We start from the raw sequence: 18,346 nt of genomic DNA, 5'->3' as shown, positions 1-18,346 counted from the left end.
CTTAGAAGACTGGAAATCACAAATTAAAGGTGTCTTTAAATAAATTGGCAGGGTTAGCGTCCTTTCTGTAAGGGGATTTTGTGAAGTAAGAAGGAGTTTGATGAAAAGGTTGAAACCGTTAACACTAAAAAATTTACTTTCTATCGATAGATTTTGAAAGGAGAATAATTTATTTGTGCGGCTTTCCCCCATATCATAATTATTACTTTTATATGTTCAATCTTCTTACTCAGTTTCGGATCTAGCTTAAAAAGAATATCATCCATTTCCTCCAATTCATAATAGTCCTAATGCTCTATTTGCCATTGTAGGGCCAGATTTGCTGAGGAAAGTTTTCAGGTATTCAAAAAGTTATTCTGAAATTGGGTATGCAAAGAGGAAATAGGAAAATCAATGGAAGCATTATTTAATATGCAGGAGAGGATTTCAGATGAATATAAGACTTGCTGAATCAAAAGACATCAAGGAATTAATAAGAATGAGATGGGATTTTACAATAGAATACGATGAAAGTAAAAAAGATGAATCATTCGATGATTTTGAAAAGGAATGCCAACTTTTTTTGGGGAATGCACTTAATAGTGGGCAATGGTTTATTTGGGTAGCGGAGGATAATGATAAAGTCGTTTCGCATATATACATAGAATTGATACATAAAGTACCACGTCCTGGCAGGATAACATATCCATTTGCTTATATGACAAACGTATATACGGTTCCAGAATATCGAAATAAAGGTATTGGTAGTAAAATATTAAGTTCAATAAATAAGTGGATAAAAGAAAACAATTATGAATTTGTTATTGTATGGCCAAGTGATGAATCTATTAATTATTATAAGAAAAATGGTTATGTTCATTGTACGGAGCCTATGGAATATTTTCCTTCTTGAGGCAATGGGGAGTAGAGTTGAAGAAATGCGGGCGGTGGATAATATATGACGGATGATGTTTTTAATCAAGATATCCAATCCATCTTCAATACCCCAAAATATTTCTTCTTTCTCTTTAATTATTTGCTCTTTTGGAGGTCTGCTATCAAATAATTATCAAATAACATATTGAGTAATTTTATCCGTTCACCGTTATCCATTTCCTCGATTGCTTTCATTATCTCATCAGCAGTCATTCATAACCACCTCGATTTATTTAATGTAATTATACATTTAATAATAGAATCAATTTTAATACAACATTATCCAAACCAATCAATAGCATAAAAGTTTGAACATATGTCCTTTATTTTGGACAATAAAAAAATTCCTCATCCGAGCGATGAAGAATTTTTTAGTTGGTAATCAATCAAATATTAAATTATATCCCAATTATTTTCATAACAAAATGAAAAAGAAACAATCCTGAAATTATCAGTAATACTACTGGTAATTCTTTTTGCTTACCTAAAGCCAGTTTTACAATCGGATATGCGATAAATCCGAAAGCCATTCCATCAGCTATACTGTATGTGAATGGTATCATCGCAACAATCAGAAAGGCCGGTAAAGCTTCTGATAAATCATCCAATGGGACATGACGGATGTTCTGGGCCATTAATACACCAACAATAATCAATATGGGACTAATAGCTGTGTTCGGTATCATGGAAATCCACGGAATGATAAATAGTGTAGCCAAGAACAGCAGTCCCGCTGTAATCGCGGCTTTTGCTGTTTTGCCGCCTGATGTTAATACCGCCGCATTTTCTGCTGCAGAAACAGTTGGTGATGTACCGAAAAATGCAGACATCAATGATGAAAAGGCCGTAACCTGGTATGCCTTGTTGTAACTATTTTGCCGGTTTAACATGTGAAGCTGTCCGTGCAACAAACCCATATTCTCAAAAACGAGAATGATGGTCAACGGAAAAACTGCCAGCCAAAAGCCCAGTTCATTCAATGCTGTAAAAGAAGGGACAAACAGCATATCTTCCACATTGATATTGATAGAGCTTTTTGAAGTATCAAGTATACCAAAAAAGTAGGCAAAAATAGTTCCGGCTATCATTGTCACCAGAAAGTTCGCCGGAATATTTTTCATAAACAAAAATATCGCGACAAACAATGTAAGCAGACTGACAATAAATACAGGCGATGTAAAGTCGCCAATTGCTATGATTGTTTGCTCACCCCTGACAATAAGGCCACTTTTTTCAAGACCAATCAAAATCAGGAAAAAGCCAAGTCCGACGGTAATCGCATGTTTTAACGATTCAGGTATGGCCTGTTTTAAGATGGTACCAAGCTTTGTGAATGCCGTTAGCAGGAACAACAGCGAAGCGACCAGTATGACGGCTAACGCTTCCTGAAATGAAAGACCAGTGCCTTCAACAATGGAATATGCAAATAACGCATTGATTCCCATTCCAGGAATTAAAATGAGCGGCATTCTAGCATAAAGTCCCATTAATATCGTTCCTGCAAAACTTGCCAGTATTGTTGCAATCATTCCACTTTCCAGTGAGATTCCTGCCTCACAGAGAATCGATCCGTTTACTGCAACAATATAAACTGTAGTAAGATAGCCTACTAACCCGGCGATAATTTCCGTACGCCAATCACCAGCAGCGTTTAATCTGCCGATGTTATCGTTATCAGGCATGTTATCTCCTCATATTCTTGCTGTCCCTCTCCCGCCCGATTATTTTAAATAATCCACAAGTGATAATTATAGAGACGATTTATGTGAAAGTCAATTTTATAAAATATACCGATTGAAACGTAAAAATTCTTGTAAGAGGTATAGTCTATCGTATTACGATGTCACTTGTTGACCGAATACTTGTTATACCGGTTGTGGTCACAATCATTTGCTTAAATAGTTTATTAGCGAAAGCGATCTTTATGATTTTGATTCTGTTGAATATTATTTGGGGATTAAAACTTAATTACTATTAAGGAGGGCATGATATTTTTGGTTCTTGTGTGGAATCTCTACATACTGTATGCATCCAAAAGAATTCATGCCCAAAATATATTCTTGATTTAAGAGGTTTTATAACTTGCCAATATAGGTTAGCTCATCAACGTCTTTTGAGTCAGCACTGCCGTCCAGAATTTTTTTGACGTCATTAATTGTGACGTTTAGGCTAACAGCTTCTCCTTGTTGCCCAGTCAATTCCTCCGCTACATAAAATGGTTGGGTTAAATAAGCTTCCAACCGTTCACCGCGTTTGTAGGTGGTTAATTCTGATTTCGGAATGCTTTCCAATCCGCGAACATTTACGACTGACCGTAATTCATGGAATCTGCGCAGTAATTTTTTTGCCCGCTGCTGTGTTGTGAAATGGTTTTGATCAGTGTACGCTCCTTCCAAAACGGATGATGTGGAATAGACCGGATTAACTGCTGGAAATTTATATCTTGCGGACAGGTCCGCATCAAAGCGCCACAATGTTTCCAATGGTCCATAAGGAAGTTCCTCATCGACAACATCACCTTTGAGGTCTACTAAAAATGTAGTGACGCTCTGAACGCTGATATTTTGCAGCCTTTCCTGTAATTCATAAACCTTTCCGGTCAGCACATGACTTCGATCCGCTGCAAATGCTATCTCTTTATCTGTTCCCTCGGCTGCCATTTTTTCATAGGCATCTTCAATTGTGGTTGCCACAATGTCCACATGTTCAAGAATATCACTGATTTCCGGGTAATCGCCTTCTGGTTTGAGTAATACCGTTACAAATCCATCCTTTTGCAGGCGGTAAAACAGTTCCGTAATTACAACAAGCTGTCCCATGCCAGGTCTTGATACCAGTCCCACTGTTCCGCCTTTGGCAAGTGGTGCAAACAAATCGATCGTTTTGATTTTTGTTTCAATCATTTCAACAGTCTCCCCTCTGATAATTAATTCATCCAAACTGCACTCAGCCAGTGATGCCAAGGAAACTAACGTACGCACTTCAGCCCGGCCTACTGGAATTTTGCCGGTACACAGGTTGGAAACCGTTGCAGGTCGTAATCCGACAGACTTGGCAGCACTTGTCAAATTAGGTACACTTCTTCGCAGTAATGAAACATTCAAGCTAAGATTTTCCATGTAATCACCTCCTTACTTTATATAGTAATTTATATTACGTTTGAATGCAACATATTTTTACTTTATAAAGTAAAAATAATTACTTTAAGATATATAAACTGATGAAATACTGTTAAACTACCGATAATAGAATGATTATTAAACCGCTTTTTGTTATAATGTACGGTAGTGAGTTAACTATACTAAAGGCGGTGTTCGTACGTGAAGTATAATTCAGTCTTTGATATTATCGGACCGGTTATGATTGGTCCGTCAAGTTCACATACAGCAGGAGCAGCCAGAATTGGTAAGGCTGCACGAAATTTATTTGGAAAAGAACCCAAGTGGGCGCGGATTCATTTATACGAGTCTTTTGCCAAAACGTATAAAGGTCATGGTACCGATTTTGCTATAGTCGGTGGCTTGCTGGGATATGAAACTGATGATCCGCGGATGAGCAAGGCGCTGGAAACGGCAAATGAAAAATATATCGATGTTGAATTTATTGAGGAAAGTGCAGGGACTGATCATCCTAATACAGCACGGTTGATTATTGGTAAGGATACAGATCAGATTGAATTAGTTGGTATTTCAGTTGGTGGTGGAAAAATTGAAATCACCGAATTGAACGGGTTTGAACTGCGCCTATCCGGGAATCATCCGGCAATCTTAATCATGCACAATGATCGTTTCGGTGCAATAGCATCCGTAACTGAGATTCTGGCAAAATATGAAATTAACATCGGACATATGGAAGTGAACCGGAAAGATGTCGGCAAAGAAGCGTTAATGGTTATCGAAGTCGACCAAAATGTGGAAGATGATATTTTGAAAGAATTAGAAAATGCGGCACATATTATTCAAATATCTAAAATCGTAAGCTGATAACTTTTACTTCAGGAGAGGAGTTTTATCATGTTTCGATCGGTTGCAGAGTTAGTGGAAATAGCAGAAAAAGAAAATATATTAATTTCAGAAGTAATGATTCAGCAGGAAATGGATGTGAAAGAAAAGTCACGAGAAGAAGTTTTCGCTGATATGGAAAAGAACCTGGAAGTAATGGAGAAAGCTATTGAGGATAGTCTGAAAGGTGTGGAATCTGTTACTGGGTTAACCGGTGGTGACGCAGTAAAGATTCAAACCTATATGAAAAAAAAGACGCCGCTTTCCGGAAACCTGATGATGGATGCGGTAAGTAAAGCGATGGGAACAAATGAGGTTAATGCCGCAATGGGAACAATCTGTGCTACGCCTACAGCCGGAAGTGCCGGTTGTGTTCCGGGAACGTTATTTGCTGTTAAAGAGCAGTTGAATCCGACACGGGAACAGATGGTACGCTATTTATTTACATCAGGCGCATTTGGATTCGTTGTTGCGAATAACTCCTTTATTTCCGGTGCTGCGGGTGGCTGTCAGGCGGAAGTTGGATCAGCCGGGGCAATGGCATCTGCAGCAATCGTGGAAATGGCAGGTGGTACACCACAGCAGTCGGCAGAAGCATTCGCCATGACACTGAAAAACATGCTTGGACTTGTTTGTGACCCTGTTGCAGGACTTGTTGAAGTGCCTTGTGTTAAACGGAATGCTGGCGGGTCATCGCTTGCAATCGTGTCAGCTGACATGGCGCTTGCCGGTGTAACGAGCAGAATTCCGTGTGATGAAGTAATTGGTGCGATGTATCGAATAGGTAAACAAATGCCATCAAGTCTTCGTGAGACAGGTGAAGGCGGACTCGCGGATACTCCAACAGGACGTCTGCTAAAAGAGAAAATATTTGGAATGTCCGTTCAATAGAAAGAGTGATTCGATATGCTAAGTGAAGCCGTAACACAAGTAAAAGGGGTAGGCAGTAAATTCGCTGAAAGTCTGGCAGAAATGAGAATTCATACTGTAGGTGATTTGCTGGATTATTTTCCCTACCGTTACGATGTCTTTGAAATCAAGCCGCTCAGCGAATTGATTCATGAAGATAAAGTCACTATCGAGGGAAGGGTAGTTAACGAGCCTTCCCTCACTTTTTATGGGAAGAAAAAGTCACGCCTTGTATTCAACGTGGAAGTGGAGAATGTTGCGGTTAAAGCGGTTATGTTTAACCGCTCATTTGCCAAAAAACAACTAAATGCTGGTGATACCGTAACACTAACCGGTAAATGGGATGCACATCGGCTGCAGATCACGGTCAGCAACTATAAAAAAGGCCCTGCAGCAGAGCAGGCGGAAATCCAGCCAATGTATTCGTTAAAGGGTGATGTGACAAACTATAAATTGAAAAAAGCTGTAAAGACAGCAATAAATGATTATGCTGGTGAAATCGATGAGATATTGCCAAGTCAGTATTTGGAATCTTATAAACTTCCTTCAAGGGATCATGCATTCAAAACGATGCATTTTCCTAAAAGCAGAGTTGACCTTAAACATGCAAGACGACGTTTTACATATGAAGAGTTTTTGTTATTTCAGCTTAAAATGCAGTTATTAAGAAAAATAAAACGAGAATCAACCGCTGGAAATGCTCAGCACTATAATCCTAAGCACCTTCAGGATTTCATTGATTCATTTCCGTTCACTTTAACAAATGCCCAGCAAAAATCGTTAAATCAAATACTGGCAGATATGAAATCCCCGTATCGGATGAACCGGCTTCTCCAGGGTGATGTAGGTTCCGGAAAGACAGCTGTTGCGGCAATATGTATGTACGCGGCTGTAACTGCAGGTAAACAGGCTGCATTAATGGTGCCGACTGAAATATTGGCTGAACAGCATTATCAGTCACTTACGGAATTATTTGGTAATAATGCAAATATTGTATTACTGACTGGTTCAGTAAAAGGTAAAAGACGGAAAGAACTCACTGCTGCCATCGAAAACCATGAGGTAAACATCGTAATCGGAACCCATGCGTTAATACAGGACGATGTGATTTTTGATAACCTTGGCTTTGCTATTGTTGATGAACAGCACCGGTTTGGGGTACAACAACGGCGTATTTTACGTGATAAGGGACTCAATCCGGACGTATTGTTTATGACAGCAACGCCGATTCCGCGTACTCTCGCGATTACAGCGTTTGGTGATATGGATGTATCTGTAATTGATGAAATGCCTTCAGGACGAAAAGAAATTGAAACATACTGGGCGAAAGAAAATACATTGGAGCGGGTGCTGCAATTTATTGAGAAGCGAGCTGCAAATGGGGAACAGGCTTACGTCATTTGCCCGTTAATTGAAGAATCGGATAAACTTGATATTCAGAATGCAGTTGATCTTTACCACCAACTGGAAGAATTTTATGGAACAAATTTAAATGTTGGGCTTATGCATGGCAGACTTTCAACCGATGAAAAAGATAGAATCATGAAACAGTTTGCTGCAAATGAAGTGCAGGTTTTAGTTTCGACAACTGTTGTGGAAGTAGGTGTCAATGTTCCAAATGCAACAATTATGGTAATTTATGATGCTGAACGCTTTGGTTTATCTCAGTTACATCAGCTGAGAGGTCGAGTTGGCCGGGGTGACAAGCAAAGCTATTGTATTTTAATCGCCGACCCAAAAGGCGAGACAGGTAAAGAACGGATGCGGATCATGAGTGAAACCAATAATGGCTTTGAATTGTCGGAACAGGATTTAAAACTGCGTGGTCCGGGTGATTTTTTTGGCAAGAAACAGAGTGGACTGCCTGATTTTAAAGTAGCCGATATGATTCATGATTATCGGGCATTGGAAACGGCCCGTCAGGATGCACAGGAAATCATTGAAAAGAATCTGCTGGAGGAGCATGATGATTTTTATCAACTGCGCATTCTCCTTGATAATGATGCATTTCTTCACGACAAACTTGATTGATTGTCTGCTTGCATATTTAGACGTGGTATTATATATTACTATTAGTACCAAGTCCTAGTATTAACAAGTAATACTATTATCTCGTATGGATGGTGCTGTAAAAATGAAGGTAAGTAAAGTGGAACGGCAACGATTATTGAAAGAAACGATTGAAGATACCCCTTTTGTAACAGATGAAGACTTAGCAAAAATATTCAGTGTCAGTATTCAAACAATTCGACTCGATCGGATGGAATTGTCCATTCCGGAACTCCGTGAACGAATAAAATCGGTTGCAGCATATCAGTGGAATGAGACCGTTAAAGCACTTCCATTGGATGAAGTTATCGGTGAAGTAATTGATCTGGAATTGGATAAGCGGGCTATTTCCATCCTTGTTATTCAGAAGGAGCACGTATTTTCAAGAAACAAAATAGCTCGGGGACATCATTTGTTTGCCCAGGCAAACTCACTTGCTGTCGCAGTGATTAATGATGAGCTGGCATTAACAGCGAAATCAGAATTGAAATTTACCCGACAGGTAAAAGAGGGTGAGCGTGTTGTTGCAAAAGCAATCGTTGAAGGTGAAAATGATAAAGGACTAACAATTGTCCGGGTGAATAGTTTTGTTGACAATGAAAAAGTATTTACCGGATTGTTTCATATGTACCGCTCAAACGATCAAAAAGGGGAAAATCCAAATGAAAATAGCAATTGATGCCATGGGAGGCGATCATGCTCCTAAGGAAATTGTCCTTGGTGCAATGGATGCTGTTTCCCGGATTGATAAATTAAAGATAACGTTAATTGGTGATGAGAAAAAAATAAAGGAATATTTGACCGATTCGAAAAATATTGATGTTATTCATACGGATGAGGTTATTACAAGTGATGATGAACCTGTACGTGCAGTACGAAGAAAGAAAAATTCCTCACTGGTCCTGACGGCGAAGGAAGTGAAAGAGAATAGAGCTGACGCATGTATTTCAGCCGGAAATACCGGCGCTCTCATGAGTGCGGGGCTATTTGTAGTCGGACGAATTACCGGTGTTGATCGCCCGGCATTAAGTCCAACATTGCCTACCATTGACGGGAAAGGCTTTTTACTGCTGGACGTTGGTGCCAATGTAGATGCAAAAGCACACAATCTTGTTCAATATGCCGTCATGGGCTCCATCTACACAGAAAAAGTCCGCTCGGTTAATAACCCGACAGTCGGGCTTCTGAATGTTGGGACGGAAGATGGTAAAGGAAATGAGCTTACCAAAAAAGCGTTCAATCAACTACAGGAAGCACCAATCAACTTTATTGGTAATGTAGAAGCACGAGATATATTATCAGGCGCTGCCGATGTAGTCGTGACAGACGGGTTTAGTGGAAATATTGCGCTCAAAACGATTGAAGGAACAGCCATGACAATGTTTTCCATGTTAAAAGAAACATTTATGTCATCGTTCAAAACGAAAATTGCTGCAGGAATGGTGAAAAGTGATTTAAAGGGATTGCAAAGTAAATTGGATTATTCCGAATATGGCGGTGCAGGGTTGTTTGGCCTGGCTGCTCCAGTAATCAAAGCACACGGTTCATCCAATAGCAGAGCTGTTTTTAATGCCATTAAACAAGCGGCACATATGGTTGAGTTTAATGTGACTGATACAATTAAATCGACAATGGAAACAATTGATTTGGACAAGGAGGAAAACGAATGAAACGCGTAGCTTTTATGTTTCCGGGGCAGGGATCACAGGCAGTCGGAATGGGAAAAGATTTTTACGACGGTTACCCTGAAATACAGGATTTATTTCAGAAGGCAGATGAGCTTACGGGGACAGATCTGACAAAGCTTATGTTTGATGGACCTAAGAACGAGTTAACGGAAACAGAAAATGCCCAGCCGGCACTGTTATTATCAAGTATTGCAGTACATACACTATTGGAAAAAGAAGAAATCCAGCCGGCGATGGCGGTTGGTCATAGTCTCGGAGAATACAGTGCACTTGTTGCAGCCGGGGCAATCTCTTTTGAAGAAGCCCTTCCGCTTGTTGCTACACGCGGCAGACTAATGGAAGAAGCTTTTCCAAAAGGTAAAGGCTCGATGGCTGCAGTATTAGGTATGTCACAGGAGGATATCGAACAAGCTCTACAAGGATTGTCTGAGGATGAAGTTGTCGATATCGCGAATCTGAATTGTCCTGGACAGATTGTTATTTCAGGTTCTAAAGAGGGAATTGACAAAGCAGAAACGCTGTTAAAAGAAAAAGGTGCAAAACGTGTTCTTCCACTGAACGTAAGTGGGCCATTCCACTCCAGACTGATGAAACCGGCAAATGAGCAGTTTTCCAAGGAATTAAATGCTATTAATTTTTATGATGCCAATATGCCTGTATATGCGAATGTAACGGCTCAACCGGCAACTGCTAAAAATGAAGTGAAAGACCTGTTAATTAAACAACTGTATTCACCGGTTCGATTTGAAGAATCCATCAGAAATATGCTTAATGAAGGTGTGGATGCATTTGTTGAAGTTGGCAGTGGAAAGGTATTAAGCGGATTGGTAAGAAAAATCGACCGTAAAGCAAAAACATTTGCCATCCAGGACCCAGAGTCATTGAATGAATTTATCGAATGGTATCGTGGGAATTAAGGACAGGCTTTTTATTCTAAAATGAAGGGAGGAGAATATATGCTGCAAGGAAAAAATGCTTTGGTAACCGGTGCTTCCAGAGGGATCGGACGTTCCATTGCGCTTGAGTTAGCAAAGCAAGGTGCAAATGTTGCCGTCAATTATGCTGGCAGTGAGGACAAAGCACAGGCAGTTGTTGAAGAAATTGAGCAATTGGGTGTAAAATCATTTAAGGTACAGGCTGATGTTGCAAATGCTGATGATGCCAAACCAATGATGAAAGCAGTCGTTAATGAATTTGGCAGCCTGGATATTCTGGTTAATAATGCAGGGATTACTAGAGATAACCTGCTGATGCGAATGAAAGAAGAGGAGTTCGACCAGGTTATCAATACAAACCTTAAAGGTGTATTTCAGTGTACAAAAGCTGTATCAAGACAGATGATGAAGCAAAAAGGCGGCAGAATCATTAACGTTGCATCAATTGTTGGTGTCAGCGGGAATCCTGGGCAAGCTAATTATGTTGCCGCTAAAGCGGGCGTCATCGGCATGACAAAATCAACAGCCAAAGAGTTTGCCTCCCGCAATATTTTAGTTAATGCAGTTGCACCAGGATTTATTTCAACAGATATGACCGATGAACTGACGGATGAACAGCAAAAAGGTATGCTTGATCTAATTCCTCTAGGTAAACTGGGTCAACCGGAAGATGTCGCAAAAGTTGTCCGTTTCCTCGCGTCAGAGGATGCAAATTACATTACCGGCCAGACAATTCACATTGATGGTGGAATGGTGATGTAAGACGAATCCGGACGTCCGGGCAAAAACCTATTGAAGGGAGGTGAAGTATTGTGGCAGACGTATTTGATCGTGTAAAAAATATCATCGTTGATCGCCTTGATGTAGAAGAATCCAAGGTGACAATGGAAGCCTCTTTCAAAGATGACCTGGAAGCAGATTCACTTGATGTGGTTGAGCTTGTTATGGAACTTGAGGACGAATTTGATATGGAAATAGCTGACGAAGAAGCTGAAAAAATTAATACAGTGGGTGATGCTGTAAATTACATAAACAGCACACAGTCCTAATACTATTGAAAGTCTCGCGTGAGTGCGAGGCTTTCTGTTTATTTACAACCCACTTCATCTTTTGTAAAATGAATCTAATTCTTATTACTGTGTGGTGATAAATTGATATGGATATTACACGATTAGAAATGCAGCTTGATATTACGTTCAATGATCATGATTTGCTGAAGCAAGCTTTTACCCATTCATCTTATGTGAATGAGCATCGGGATAAAAACTTTTCGGATAATGAACGCTTGGAATTTCTAGGTGATGCTGTATTAGAGTTGGGTGTTTCTCAGTACTTATACAGGCAAAAGAACAGCATGGAAGAAGGCGACTTGACGAAATTACGTGCTTCGATTGTCTGTGAACCCTCATTGGAAGCATTTTCTCGTGAATTGAATTTTGGTGACCATCTTTTGCTTGGCAGGGGAGAAGAACAGTCGGGTGGCCGGGAACGTCCGGCAATACTGGCAGATGTATTTGAAGCATTTCTTGGAGCACTGTACCTTGACCAGGGTTTCGACGTCGTTATTCAATTCCTGAAAAAGTATGTTTATCCGAAAATATCAACTGGTGTTTTTTCGCATGCGATGGATTATAAAAGCCTGTTGCAGGAACATGTCCAGCAGAACCGCAATCACAGTATTGAATATGTAATTGTGGATGAAAAAGGCCCATCTCATGACAAAGAGTTTGTCGCTCAGGTTGTTATAAATGGAGATGTGTCCGGCAATGGTGTTGGTCATACGAAGAAAGAAGCAGAACAGCGCGCAGCTAAGGATGCGCTGGATCAGATTGGTGGTTAGATTAAAAGGGCTGTGTGCTTAAGAAAGCACCTGCCTTTTTTATATTATAATTCAACTTTGTGAAGAGGATTGAGTGATACAGGCTGAGGATTAGATAGCAAAACGGATCCTGGTTCTGCTAAAGCTTGGAAATGCCACTATAAATGGAGTGAAGCGGATTCTGGTTCCGCTAATCACGCAAAATCTATGGAAAATGAAGTTGAATTGGACAAATAGCGGAATGAGGATCCGAAATCACCCTTCAAACAAGGGATTTAACTGAAATAACGGAATCAGGAACCGGCAAATTCGGGCAAACGGATTCTAGTAACGCTATTTTATAAATTGGTGCTCAGGATTAAAGTCTGATTTTAAGAAATGGTTAATTCTTCCTTGGGGAACTTACAATCAGAAAGCCTTTTACTTAATTAAGCTGATATTTCTTCCCCTATTTCTATGAAATACACGACTTTTGCACATTTGGCGGGGTTTTATTCCTTTATTTCCTATAAAACATGAACTTTAGACAGATAACGGAACAGATGTCCGCAAACTTGCCAAATGGTGTTTTTTTCACAGATAATGGAATAAATGTCCAATTCAGCTTGTTATCCGAAAATTTGAGAATCGTGCAAAGCTATAAATATAAAAGCACACCAACCGCCATAGCGTTGGTATGCCAGTAGTTTAGCCATCAGTTTCACGACTTCCTCACAGACCGCAACTCATCAATAAATGCCTGTGTCTCCGAAGCGCTTAATTGTCCCTTCTGTATTATCATGTCATACATAAACTTTATTTCTTCGTATTTGTCCAAATCATAATCTTCCGGGTCCATAATCTCACGGTTTACAACATTCAGCTTTTCAGCCAGTTCATTCAGGATATATTCCAGATTTTCTTTTGACGGATTCTCCAAATTCATTCGAACACCTCACTTAAATATCAATTATGTACTTGATATGCCTTCTTTTGTTCCTCTCTTTATGATAAAATAAATGCGTTAAAAAGCCAAATAGATTTTTTTACATATAGTGATGAAAATCCCTGCATGAAACTTAGGAGAATGTCTATGTATTTGAAACGATTGGAAAGTGTGGGCTTCAAATCATTTGCTGAACGGATCAATGTTGATTTTGTTCCGGGAGTCACAGCGGTGGTAGGTCCAAATGGAAGCGGAAAAAGTAATATTACCGATGCGATCAGATGGGTGCTTGGTGAGCAATCTGCAAGGTCATTGCGCGGCTCAAAAATGGAGGATATTATTTTCCAGGGCAGTGACACGAGACGCGCGCTTAATGTCGCAGAAGTTACTTTGGTGCTGGAAAACAGTGATAAAGCACTGCCACTTGATTATGAAGAAATAAGTGTTACCAGACGTGTCTATCGTTCTGGTGAGAGTGAATTTTATATTAATAAACAATCCTGTCGGCTAAAGGATATTGTTGATTTATTTATGGATTCCGGTTTAGGCCGTGAAGCATTCTCGATTATCAGTCAGGGGAAAGTAGAGGAAATATTAAGCTCTAAAGCGGAAGAGCGCCGTGCGATTTTTGAAGAAGCTGCAGGGGTATTAAAGTACAAGCAACGTAAGAAAAAAGCCGAGTATAAATTGGCAGAAACACAAGAAAATCTGAATCGTGTGGAAGATATTATCTATGAAATCGAGCAGCAAATTGATCCGCTTGAGGAACAGGCGGAAACTGCAAAAAAATATCTTGATAAAAAAGAACAATTAAAAAAGCAGGAAATTTCGCTGCTTATTACAGAAATTGAACAGCTTCATGATAAATGGCAGGCTTTACTGGATGAACTGGAAAAAGAAAAGACAGATGAAATGCAGCTGAAGACAGACATTCAGAAAAAGGAAGCCGAACTGGAGAATGAGCGCCAGGAGATTCAAAAGCTTGATGAAGCGATTGAAGAGCTGCAGGCAAATCTATTATCAACAACACAACAACTTGAGCAGTTCGAAGGAAAGAAACAGGTATTTAATGAACGGACCAAGCATTTTGCCGAAAACAAGGAAAAGCTTGAGACACAAAAGAATGAATCAGCTACTCGCATTGATAAGCTGCAAAAAGAACTGATAGAAGAAAACAAGAAACTTTCAACCATCCAATCTGACAGAGACAGTACAAAACAGGAAGTTGAGCAGTTGGAAGAAAAACTGACAACAGAAAGAGAAAATATTGCCGAACAGATTGAAGAACTGAAATCAGATTATATTGAGCTGCTTAACCAACAGGCCGCGAAACGGAATGAAAAACAATCCATCGGCCAGCAAATGGAGCAAATTTCGGGCAAGAAAGAGAAACAGGCAGAAAAATTTGAGGACCTTTTGACACAACGTAAAGAGCTCACAGCCAAACAGGAACAGTTACAAGCTGATTTTTCCAAGCAGGGAAAGAAATATGACGACAAAACTGCATCCGTTCAACAATTGAAACAAACATTAACTGCGGAACGGAATGCATTCCAGGATGCACAGACAAAGCTCTACCAGGGTTATCAACACATAGAAAAGCTGAAGTCGAAAAAAGAAATGCTCGAAGATATGAAGGAAGACTTCCAGGGCTTTTTCTATGGTGTTAAGGCGGTTTTAAAAGCGCGAGAAGAAGCGAAACTAAGCGGAATTCATGGAGCAGTCATCGAACTCCTCGATGTTCCCAAAAACTATATTACAGCAATTGAAACCGTCCTGGGTGGACAGGCACAGCATGTTGTTGTGAATGATGACCAGGCAGGGCGCAATGCAATCAGTTGGCTAAAGAAAACGAATAGTGGGCGTGCAACGTTCCTGCCGCTTGGATCAATTAAGGAACGATTTGTACCAAAAGATTTACTCACCAAAGCAGAAAACTATTCCGGCTTTGTGGGCGTTGCCGCAAATCTGGTGTCAGCACAGCCGGAATACAAAAAAGCGGTCGACCACCTGATGGGACATGTAATCATTGCCAAAACATTAAAAGATGCCAATGAAATTGCGAATATTGTTATGCGTAAGTACCGGATAGTCACACTGGAAGGAGACGTTGTAAATCCAGGTGGTTCCATGTCCGGTGGTGCCAAAAAGAAAACAAATCAATCGTTATTTACAAGAGAAAAGGATTTGCAGGAATTAACAGACAAACTAAGTGATTTTCAGGAAAGAGCAAAAGCTTTTGAACAAAAAGTTGAAAAACAGAAACAGGAAATCGGAAAAATAGAAAAGCAGCTGGCAGCCGAAGAAGAGGCTGTACAGGCAGAACAGCAAGCACTTCAGGAAATCCAGGCTGCCAAGCGTGAAGCGGAAATGAAGCTTACTTCACTTAATGAGAATCTCGCATTATATGATCAGGACAAACAGCAGTTTGACCAGGATAATGAAGACCTGAAATCCCGGGAAGCCAACCTGACAAATGAGTTGAATGATATTTCAACGCACCTGGAGTCAATCCAGGAGCAGATTGATAAATTGACAAATCAGGAAAAAGAATTCAAGGAAAATCAGGAACAACTGCAGCAGGACTATCAAAAAGCACAGGTATCAATTGCCGAGCAGGAAGAACGCCTGAAAAGTCAGCGAGATAAAACGAAGGCTGTACAGGAGCAGTTGACCGAATACCGGGAGCAGTTTGAGTCCTATTCGAGTGATCTAAACGAATTACTGGAAATGCAAAATGCCGAAGAAACAGAAGCAGAGATTGATCAAAATATTGAATCTGCTAAAGAAAATAAAGAAGCTATAACCGCTTCCATCCAGCGTATGCGGTCAAACCGGTCAGAGCGAACACAGCTCATGCAGGATCAGGAACGTGAATTAAAAGAAGAAAACAAAAAACACCAGGCGTTTACACAGGCAATTCAGCAAAAAGAAGTAAAAGCCAACCGCTTAGATGTTGATTTGGAAAATCGGCTGTCACGTCTGCAGACAGAATACACAATCACTTTTGAAAAGGCGAAGCAGACGTATGAAAAGACTGATAATCTGGAAGAAACAGAAGCAGCAGTGAAGCAAATTAAACAGGCTATCGATCAACTTGGCACAGTGAACCTTGGTGCAATCGATGAATTTGAGCGGATTTCTGAACGGTATGAATTTTTAGCTGAACAGAAGAATGATCTGGTTGAAGCAAAACAAACGTTGTATTCCGTCATTTCCGAAATGGATGAAGAAATGCAAAAACGATTTGGTGAAACATTCGGTCAGATCAAGGACGAGTTTGCAGTAGTTTTCCAACAATTATTCGGCGGCGGCCGGGCTGAATTGAAATTGACCGATCCGAAAAATCTGTTGAATACAGGTGTGGAAATCATTGCACAGCCACCAGGTAAAAAACTGCAGCATTTGGGACTGCTTTCCGGTGGTGAACGTGCCCTTACTGCGATTGCACTGTTATTTGCAATCCTGCGTGTTCGCCCTGTACCGTTTTGTGTGCTGGATGAAGTAGAGGCGGCATTGGATGAAGCGAATGTTGCCAGGTTTGCAAAATACATCAACGAATACAGTGAAAACACACAATTTATTGTGATAACCCACCGAAAAGGTACAATGGAAGAGGCTGATGTATTGTATGGTGTCACCATGCAGGAATCAGGTGTATCAAGACTTGTATCGGTGAGACTTGAGGATACGAAAGAGTTAGTTAAGTCGTAGGGAGGATTTCAATCAAATGAGCTTCATGCAAAAATTAAAAAATAAATTTAAGCAAAATGAGGAGACGGAAGAGGTCTCAACGAAATATAAACAGGGTATGGAAAAGACGCGTAATTCATTTTCCGGAAAAATTAACGATTTAATTGCGCGCTACCGCAAAGTGGATGAAGATTTTTTTGAAGAGCTTGAAGAAGTGCTAATTTCAGCTGATGTTGGCGTCACGACAGTGATGGATTTAATCGATGAATTGGAGATGGAAGTAAAACGGCAAAACATCAAGGATACAAAGGAAATGAAGGATGTCATCTCCGAAAAACTGGTGGAAATTTATTATGGTGAAGATGACGAAAAAATCGAATCTTTAAATATTCAGGAAGGTGAACTTTCTGTTATTCTTGTTGTCGGTGTTAATGGTGTTGGAAAAACAACTTCCATCGGGAAACTTGCCCATAAATTAAAGCAGGAAGGCAAAAATGTCATGCTGGCGGCAGGAGATACATTCCGTGCCGGTGCGATTGAACAGCTGGATATTTGGGGTGAACGTGCCGGGGTTGATGTTATTAAACAAAATGCAGGAAGTGATCCGGCGGCTGTTATTTTTGACGGAATTAAAGCAGCTAAATCACGTAATACAGATGTGTTAATCTGTGATACCGCCGGCAGGTTGCAAAATAAAGTCAACTTAATGAACGAACTTTCCAAAGTGAAGCGGGTAATTGAACGGGAAATTCCTGGCGCTCCGCATGATGTTTTGCTTGTATTGGACGCAACAACCGGACAAAATGCAATGAGCCAGGCTAAAACGTTTGCAGATGCAACGGATGTATCAGGGATTGTCCTGACCAAGCTTGATGGTACCGCAAAAGGCGGGATTGTATTGGCAATTCGCAACGAACTGAATGTTCCGGTGAAATTTGTAGGTCTTGGTGAGAAAATGGAGGATCTTCAGGAGTTTAATGCGCATGCATTTGTATATGGTTTATTCGCTGATCTCCTTGAAGATAGCGGTGATTAGTGTTAAACTTTTGTAAAGGTATTTCACTTAACAAGGGGTGTATTGATTGCTGGAAAAAACAACACGAATCAATTATTTATTTGATTTTTATCAAACATTACTAACCCCTAAACAACGCAGTTATATGGAAATGTATTATTTGGAAGACTATTCATTAGGTGAAATATCCGAGTTGCTGGAAGTTTCGCGTCAGGCTGTCTATGACAATATCAGACGGACAGAAGCAATGCTTGAATCATATGAAGAAAAATTAAGGTTATATGATAAATTCCAGCAGCGAACTGATATTTTAGATAAAATGAATGAAGTTACCAATAGAGACGGTGTAATGCATGCACTTATTAAACAATTAAAAGAACTGGATTAGGGGGACACC

General features: G+C 40.1%; 16 protein-coding genes. 13 read left to right on the top strand and 3 right to left on the bottom strand.

Translation table 11 applies throughout. The features are described from left to right. Window positions 1-430: 430 nt before the first annotated feature. Window positions 431-892 (top strand): GNAT family N-acetyltransferase, encoded by a 462-nt coding sequence (locus G6R02_RS09795; protein WP_164669045.1) that lies wholly within the window; start codon window positions 431-433, stop codon window positions 890-892. Between the two features lie 421 nt (window positions 893-1,313). Here the strand turns inward: G6R02_RS09795 and G6R02_RS09790 are convergent, their stop codons facing one another. Beyond that, on the bottom strand, window positions 1,314-2,597 hold the full coding sequence (locus G6R02_RS09790; RefSeq protein ID WP_164669044.1) for an NCS2 family permease: 1,284 nt from the start codon (window positions 2,595-2,597) through the stop codon (window positions 1,314-1,316). A gap of 393 nt (window positions 2,598-2,990) precedes the next feature. After that, window positions 2,991-4,034 carry a F0F1 ATP synthase subunit beta gene (locus tag G6R02_RS09785; protein WP_164669043.1) on the bottom strand — a complete coding sequence of 348 codons (1,044 nt, stop codon included), beginning with the start codon at window positions 4,032-4,034 and terminating at the stop codon, window positions 2,991-2,993. 201 nt (window positions 4,035-4,235) lie between these two features. Between G6R02_RS09785 and sdaAB the strand changes: the two genes are divergently transcribed. From sdaAB to rnc, 9 genes are all read left to right on the top strand, one after another. Continuing rightward, complete coding sequence (gene sdaAB, locus G6R02_RS09780) at window positions 4,236-4,898, top strand: L-serine ammonia-lyase, iron-sulfur-dependent subunit beta (protein WP_164669042.1); 663 nt, start codon at window positions 4,236-4,238, stop codon at window positions 4,896-4,898. 30 nt (window positions 4,899-4,928) lie between these two features. Then, window positions 4,929-5,807 carry an L-serine ammonia-lyase, iron-sulfur-dependent, subunit alpha gene (sdaAA, locus tag G6R02_RS09775; RefSeq protein ID WP_164669041.1) on the top strand — a complete coding sequence of 293 codons (879 nt, stop codon included), beginning with the start codon at window positions 4,929-4,931 and terminating at the stop codon, window positions 5,805-5,807. A gap of 15 nt (window positions 5,808-5,822) precedes the next feature. After that, window positions 5,823-7,856, top strand: a complete 2,034-nt coding sequence (gene recG / locus G6R02_RS09770) for an ATP-dependent DNA helicase RecG (protein ID WP_164669040.1) — start codon at window positions 5,823-5,825, stop codon at window positions 7,854-7,856. Between the two features lie 103 nt (window positions 7,857-7,959). Then, complete coding sequence (gene fapR, locus G6R02_RS09765; RefSeq protein WP_164669039.1) at window positions 7,960-8,553, top strand: transcription factor FapR; 594 nt, start codon at window positions 7,960-7,962, stop codon at window positions 8,551-8,553. After that, the gene (gene plsX, locus G6R02_RS09760) at window positions 8,537-9,544 is read left to right on the top strand and encodes a phosphate acyltransferase PlsX (protein ID WP_164669038.1); all 1,008 of its coding nucleotides are present in this window, start codon (window positions 8,537-8,539) and stop codon (window positions 9,542-9,544) included. The genes fapR and plsX overlap by 17 nt, the downstream gene beginning before the upstream one ends. Beyond that, window positions 9,541-10,479: an ACP S-malonyltransferase gene (gene fabD, locus G6R02_RS09755; RefSeq protein ID WP_164669037.1), complete on the top strand. Its 939-nt coding sequence runs from the start codon at window positions 9,541-9,543 to the stop codon at window positions 10,477-10,479. The genes plsX and fabD overlap by 4 nt, the downstream gene beginning before the upstream one ends. A 39-nt stretch (window positions 10,480-10,518) precedes the next feature. Then, on the top strand, window positions 10,519-11,259 hold the full coding sequence (gene fabG, locus G6R02_RS09750) for a 3-oxoacyl-[acyl-carrier-protein] reductase (protein WP_164669036.1): 741 nt from the start codon (window positions 10,519-10,521) through the stop codon (window positions 11,257-11,259). Window positions 11,260-11,309: 50 nt separating this feature from the next. Continuing rightward, entirely contained in the window at window positions 11,310-11,546 is a 237-nt protein-coding gene (gene acpP, locus G6R02_RS09745) for an acyl carrier protein (protein ID WP_164669035.1), read from the top strand. Window positions 11,547-11,653: 107 nt separating this feature from the next. After that, the gene (gene rnc, locus G6R02_RS09740; protein ID WP_164669034.1) at window positions 11,654-12,337 is read left to right on the top strand and encodes a ribonuclease III; all 684 of its coding nucleotides are present in this window, start codon (window positions 11,654-11,656) and stop codon (window positions 12,335-12,337) included. Window positions 12,338-13,016: 679 nt separating this feature from the next. Here the strand turns inward: rnc and G6R02_RS09735 are convergent. Further along, on the bottom strand, window positions 13,017-13,241 hold the full coding sequence (locus G6R02_RS09735; protein WP_164669033.1) for a DUF1128 domain-containing protein: 225 nt from the start codon (window positions 13,239-13,241) through the stop codon (window positions 13,017-13,019). A 147-nt stretch (window positions 13,242-13,388) separates the two neighbouring features. Between G6R02_RS09735 and smc the strand changes: the two genes are divergently transcribed. Genes smc through G6R02_RS09720 form a run of 3 tightly spaced genes read left to right on the top strand, consistent with a single transcriptional unit; the run spans window position 13,389 to window position 18,337 of the window. Next, window positions 13,389-16,955 (top strand): chromosome segregation protein SMC, encoded by a 3,567-nt coding sequence (gene smc, locus G6R02_RS09730; RefSeq protein WP_164669032.1) that lies wholly within the window; start codon window positions 13,389-13,391, stop codon window positions 16,953-16,955. 16 nt (window positions 16,956-16,971) lie between these two features. Then, entirely contained in the window at window positions 16,972-17,970 is a 999-nt protein-coding gene (ftsY, locus tag G6R02_RS09725; protein ID WP_164669031.1) for a signal recognition particle-docking protein FtsY, read from the top strand. Between the two features lie 46 nt (window positions 17,971-18,016). Then, window positions 18,017-18,337 carry a putative DNA-binding protein gene (locus G6R02_RS09720; RefSeq protein WP_164669030.1) on the top strand — a complete coding sequence of 107 codons (321 nt, stop codon included), beginning with the start codon at window positions 18,017-18,019 and terminating at the stop codon, window positions 18,335-18,337. The last annotated feature ends 9 nt before the right edge of the window (window positions 18,338-18,346 follow it).

Origin of the sequence: Virgibacillus doumboii (assembly GCF_902806455.1) — a bacterium.
Taxonomy (GTDB): domain Bacteria; phylum Bacillota; class Bacilli; order Bacillales; family Amphibacillaceae; genus Lentibacillus; species Lentibacillus doumboii.
This window is presented reverse-complemented; position numbering and strand designations above follow the sequence as displayed.

Excerpts from the sequence above, each read along its gene's own strand:
- G6R02_RS09795 (WP_164669045.1), top strand. The coding sequence starts at position 431 with ATGAATATAAGACTTGCTGAATCAAAAGACATCAAGGAATTAATAAGA.
- G6R02_RS09790 (WP_164669044.1), bottom strand. The coding sequence starts at position 2,597 with ATGCCTGATAACGATAACATCGGCAGATTAAACGCTGCTGGTGATTGG.
- G6R02_RS09785 (WP_164669043.1), bottom strand. The coding sequence starts at position 4,034 with ATGGAAAATCTTAGCTTGAATGTTTCATTACTGCGAAGAAGTGTACCT.
- sdaAA (WP_164669041.1), top strand. The coding sequence starts at position 4,929 with ATGTTTCGATCGGTTGCAGAGTTAGTGGAAATAGCAGAAAAAGAAAAT.
- recG (WP_164669040.1), top strand. The coding sequence starts at position 5,823 with ATGCTAAGTGAAGCCGTAACACAAGTAAAAGGGGTAGGCAGTAAATTC.
- fapR (WP_164669039.1), top strand. The coding sequence starts at position 7,960 with ATGAAGGTAAGTAAAGTGGAACGGCAACGATTATTGAAAGAAACGATT.
- plsX (WP_164669038.1), top strand. The coding sequence starts at position 8,537 with ATGAAAATAGCAATTGATGCCATGGGAGGCGATCATGCTCCTAAGGAA.
- fabD (WP_164669037.1), top strand. The coding sequence starts at position 9,541 with ATGAAACGCGTAGCTTTTATGTTTCCGGGGCAGGGATCACAGGCAGTC.
- fabG (WP_164669036.1), top strand. The coding sequence starts at position 10,519 with ATGCTGCAAGGAAAAAATGCTTTGGTAACCGGTGCTTCCAGAGGGATC.
- rnc (WP_164669034.1), top strand. The coding sequence starts at position 11,654 with ATGGATATTACACGATTAGAAATGCAGCTTGATATTACGTTCAATGAT.
- G6R02_RS09735 (WP_164669033.1), bottom strand. The coding sequence starts at position 13,241 with ATGAATTTGGAGAATCCGTCAAAAGAAAATCTGGAATATATCCTGAAT.
- smc (WP_164669032.1), top strand. The coding sequence starts at position 13,389 with ATGTATTTGAAACGATTGGAAAGTGTGGGCTTCAAATCATTTGCTGAA.
- ftsY (WP_164669031.1), top strand. The coding sequence starts at position 16,972 with ATGAGCTTCATGCAAAAATTAAAAAATAAATTTAAGCAAAATGAGGAG.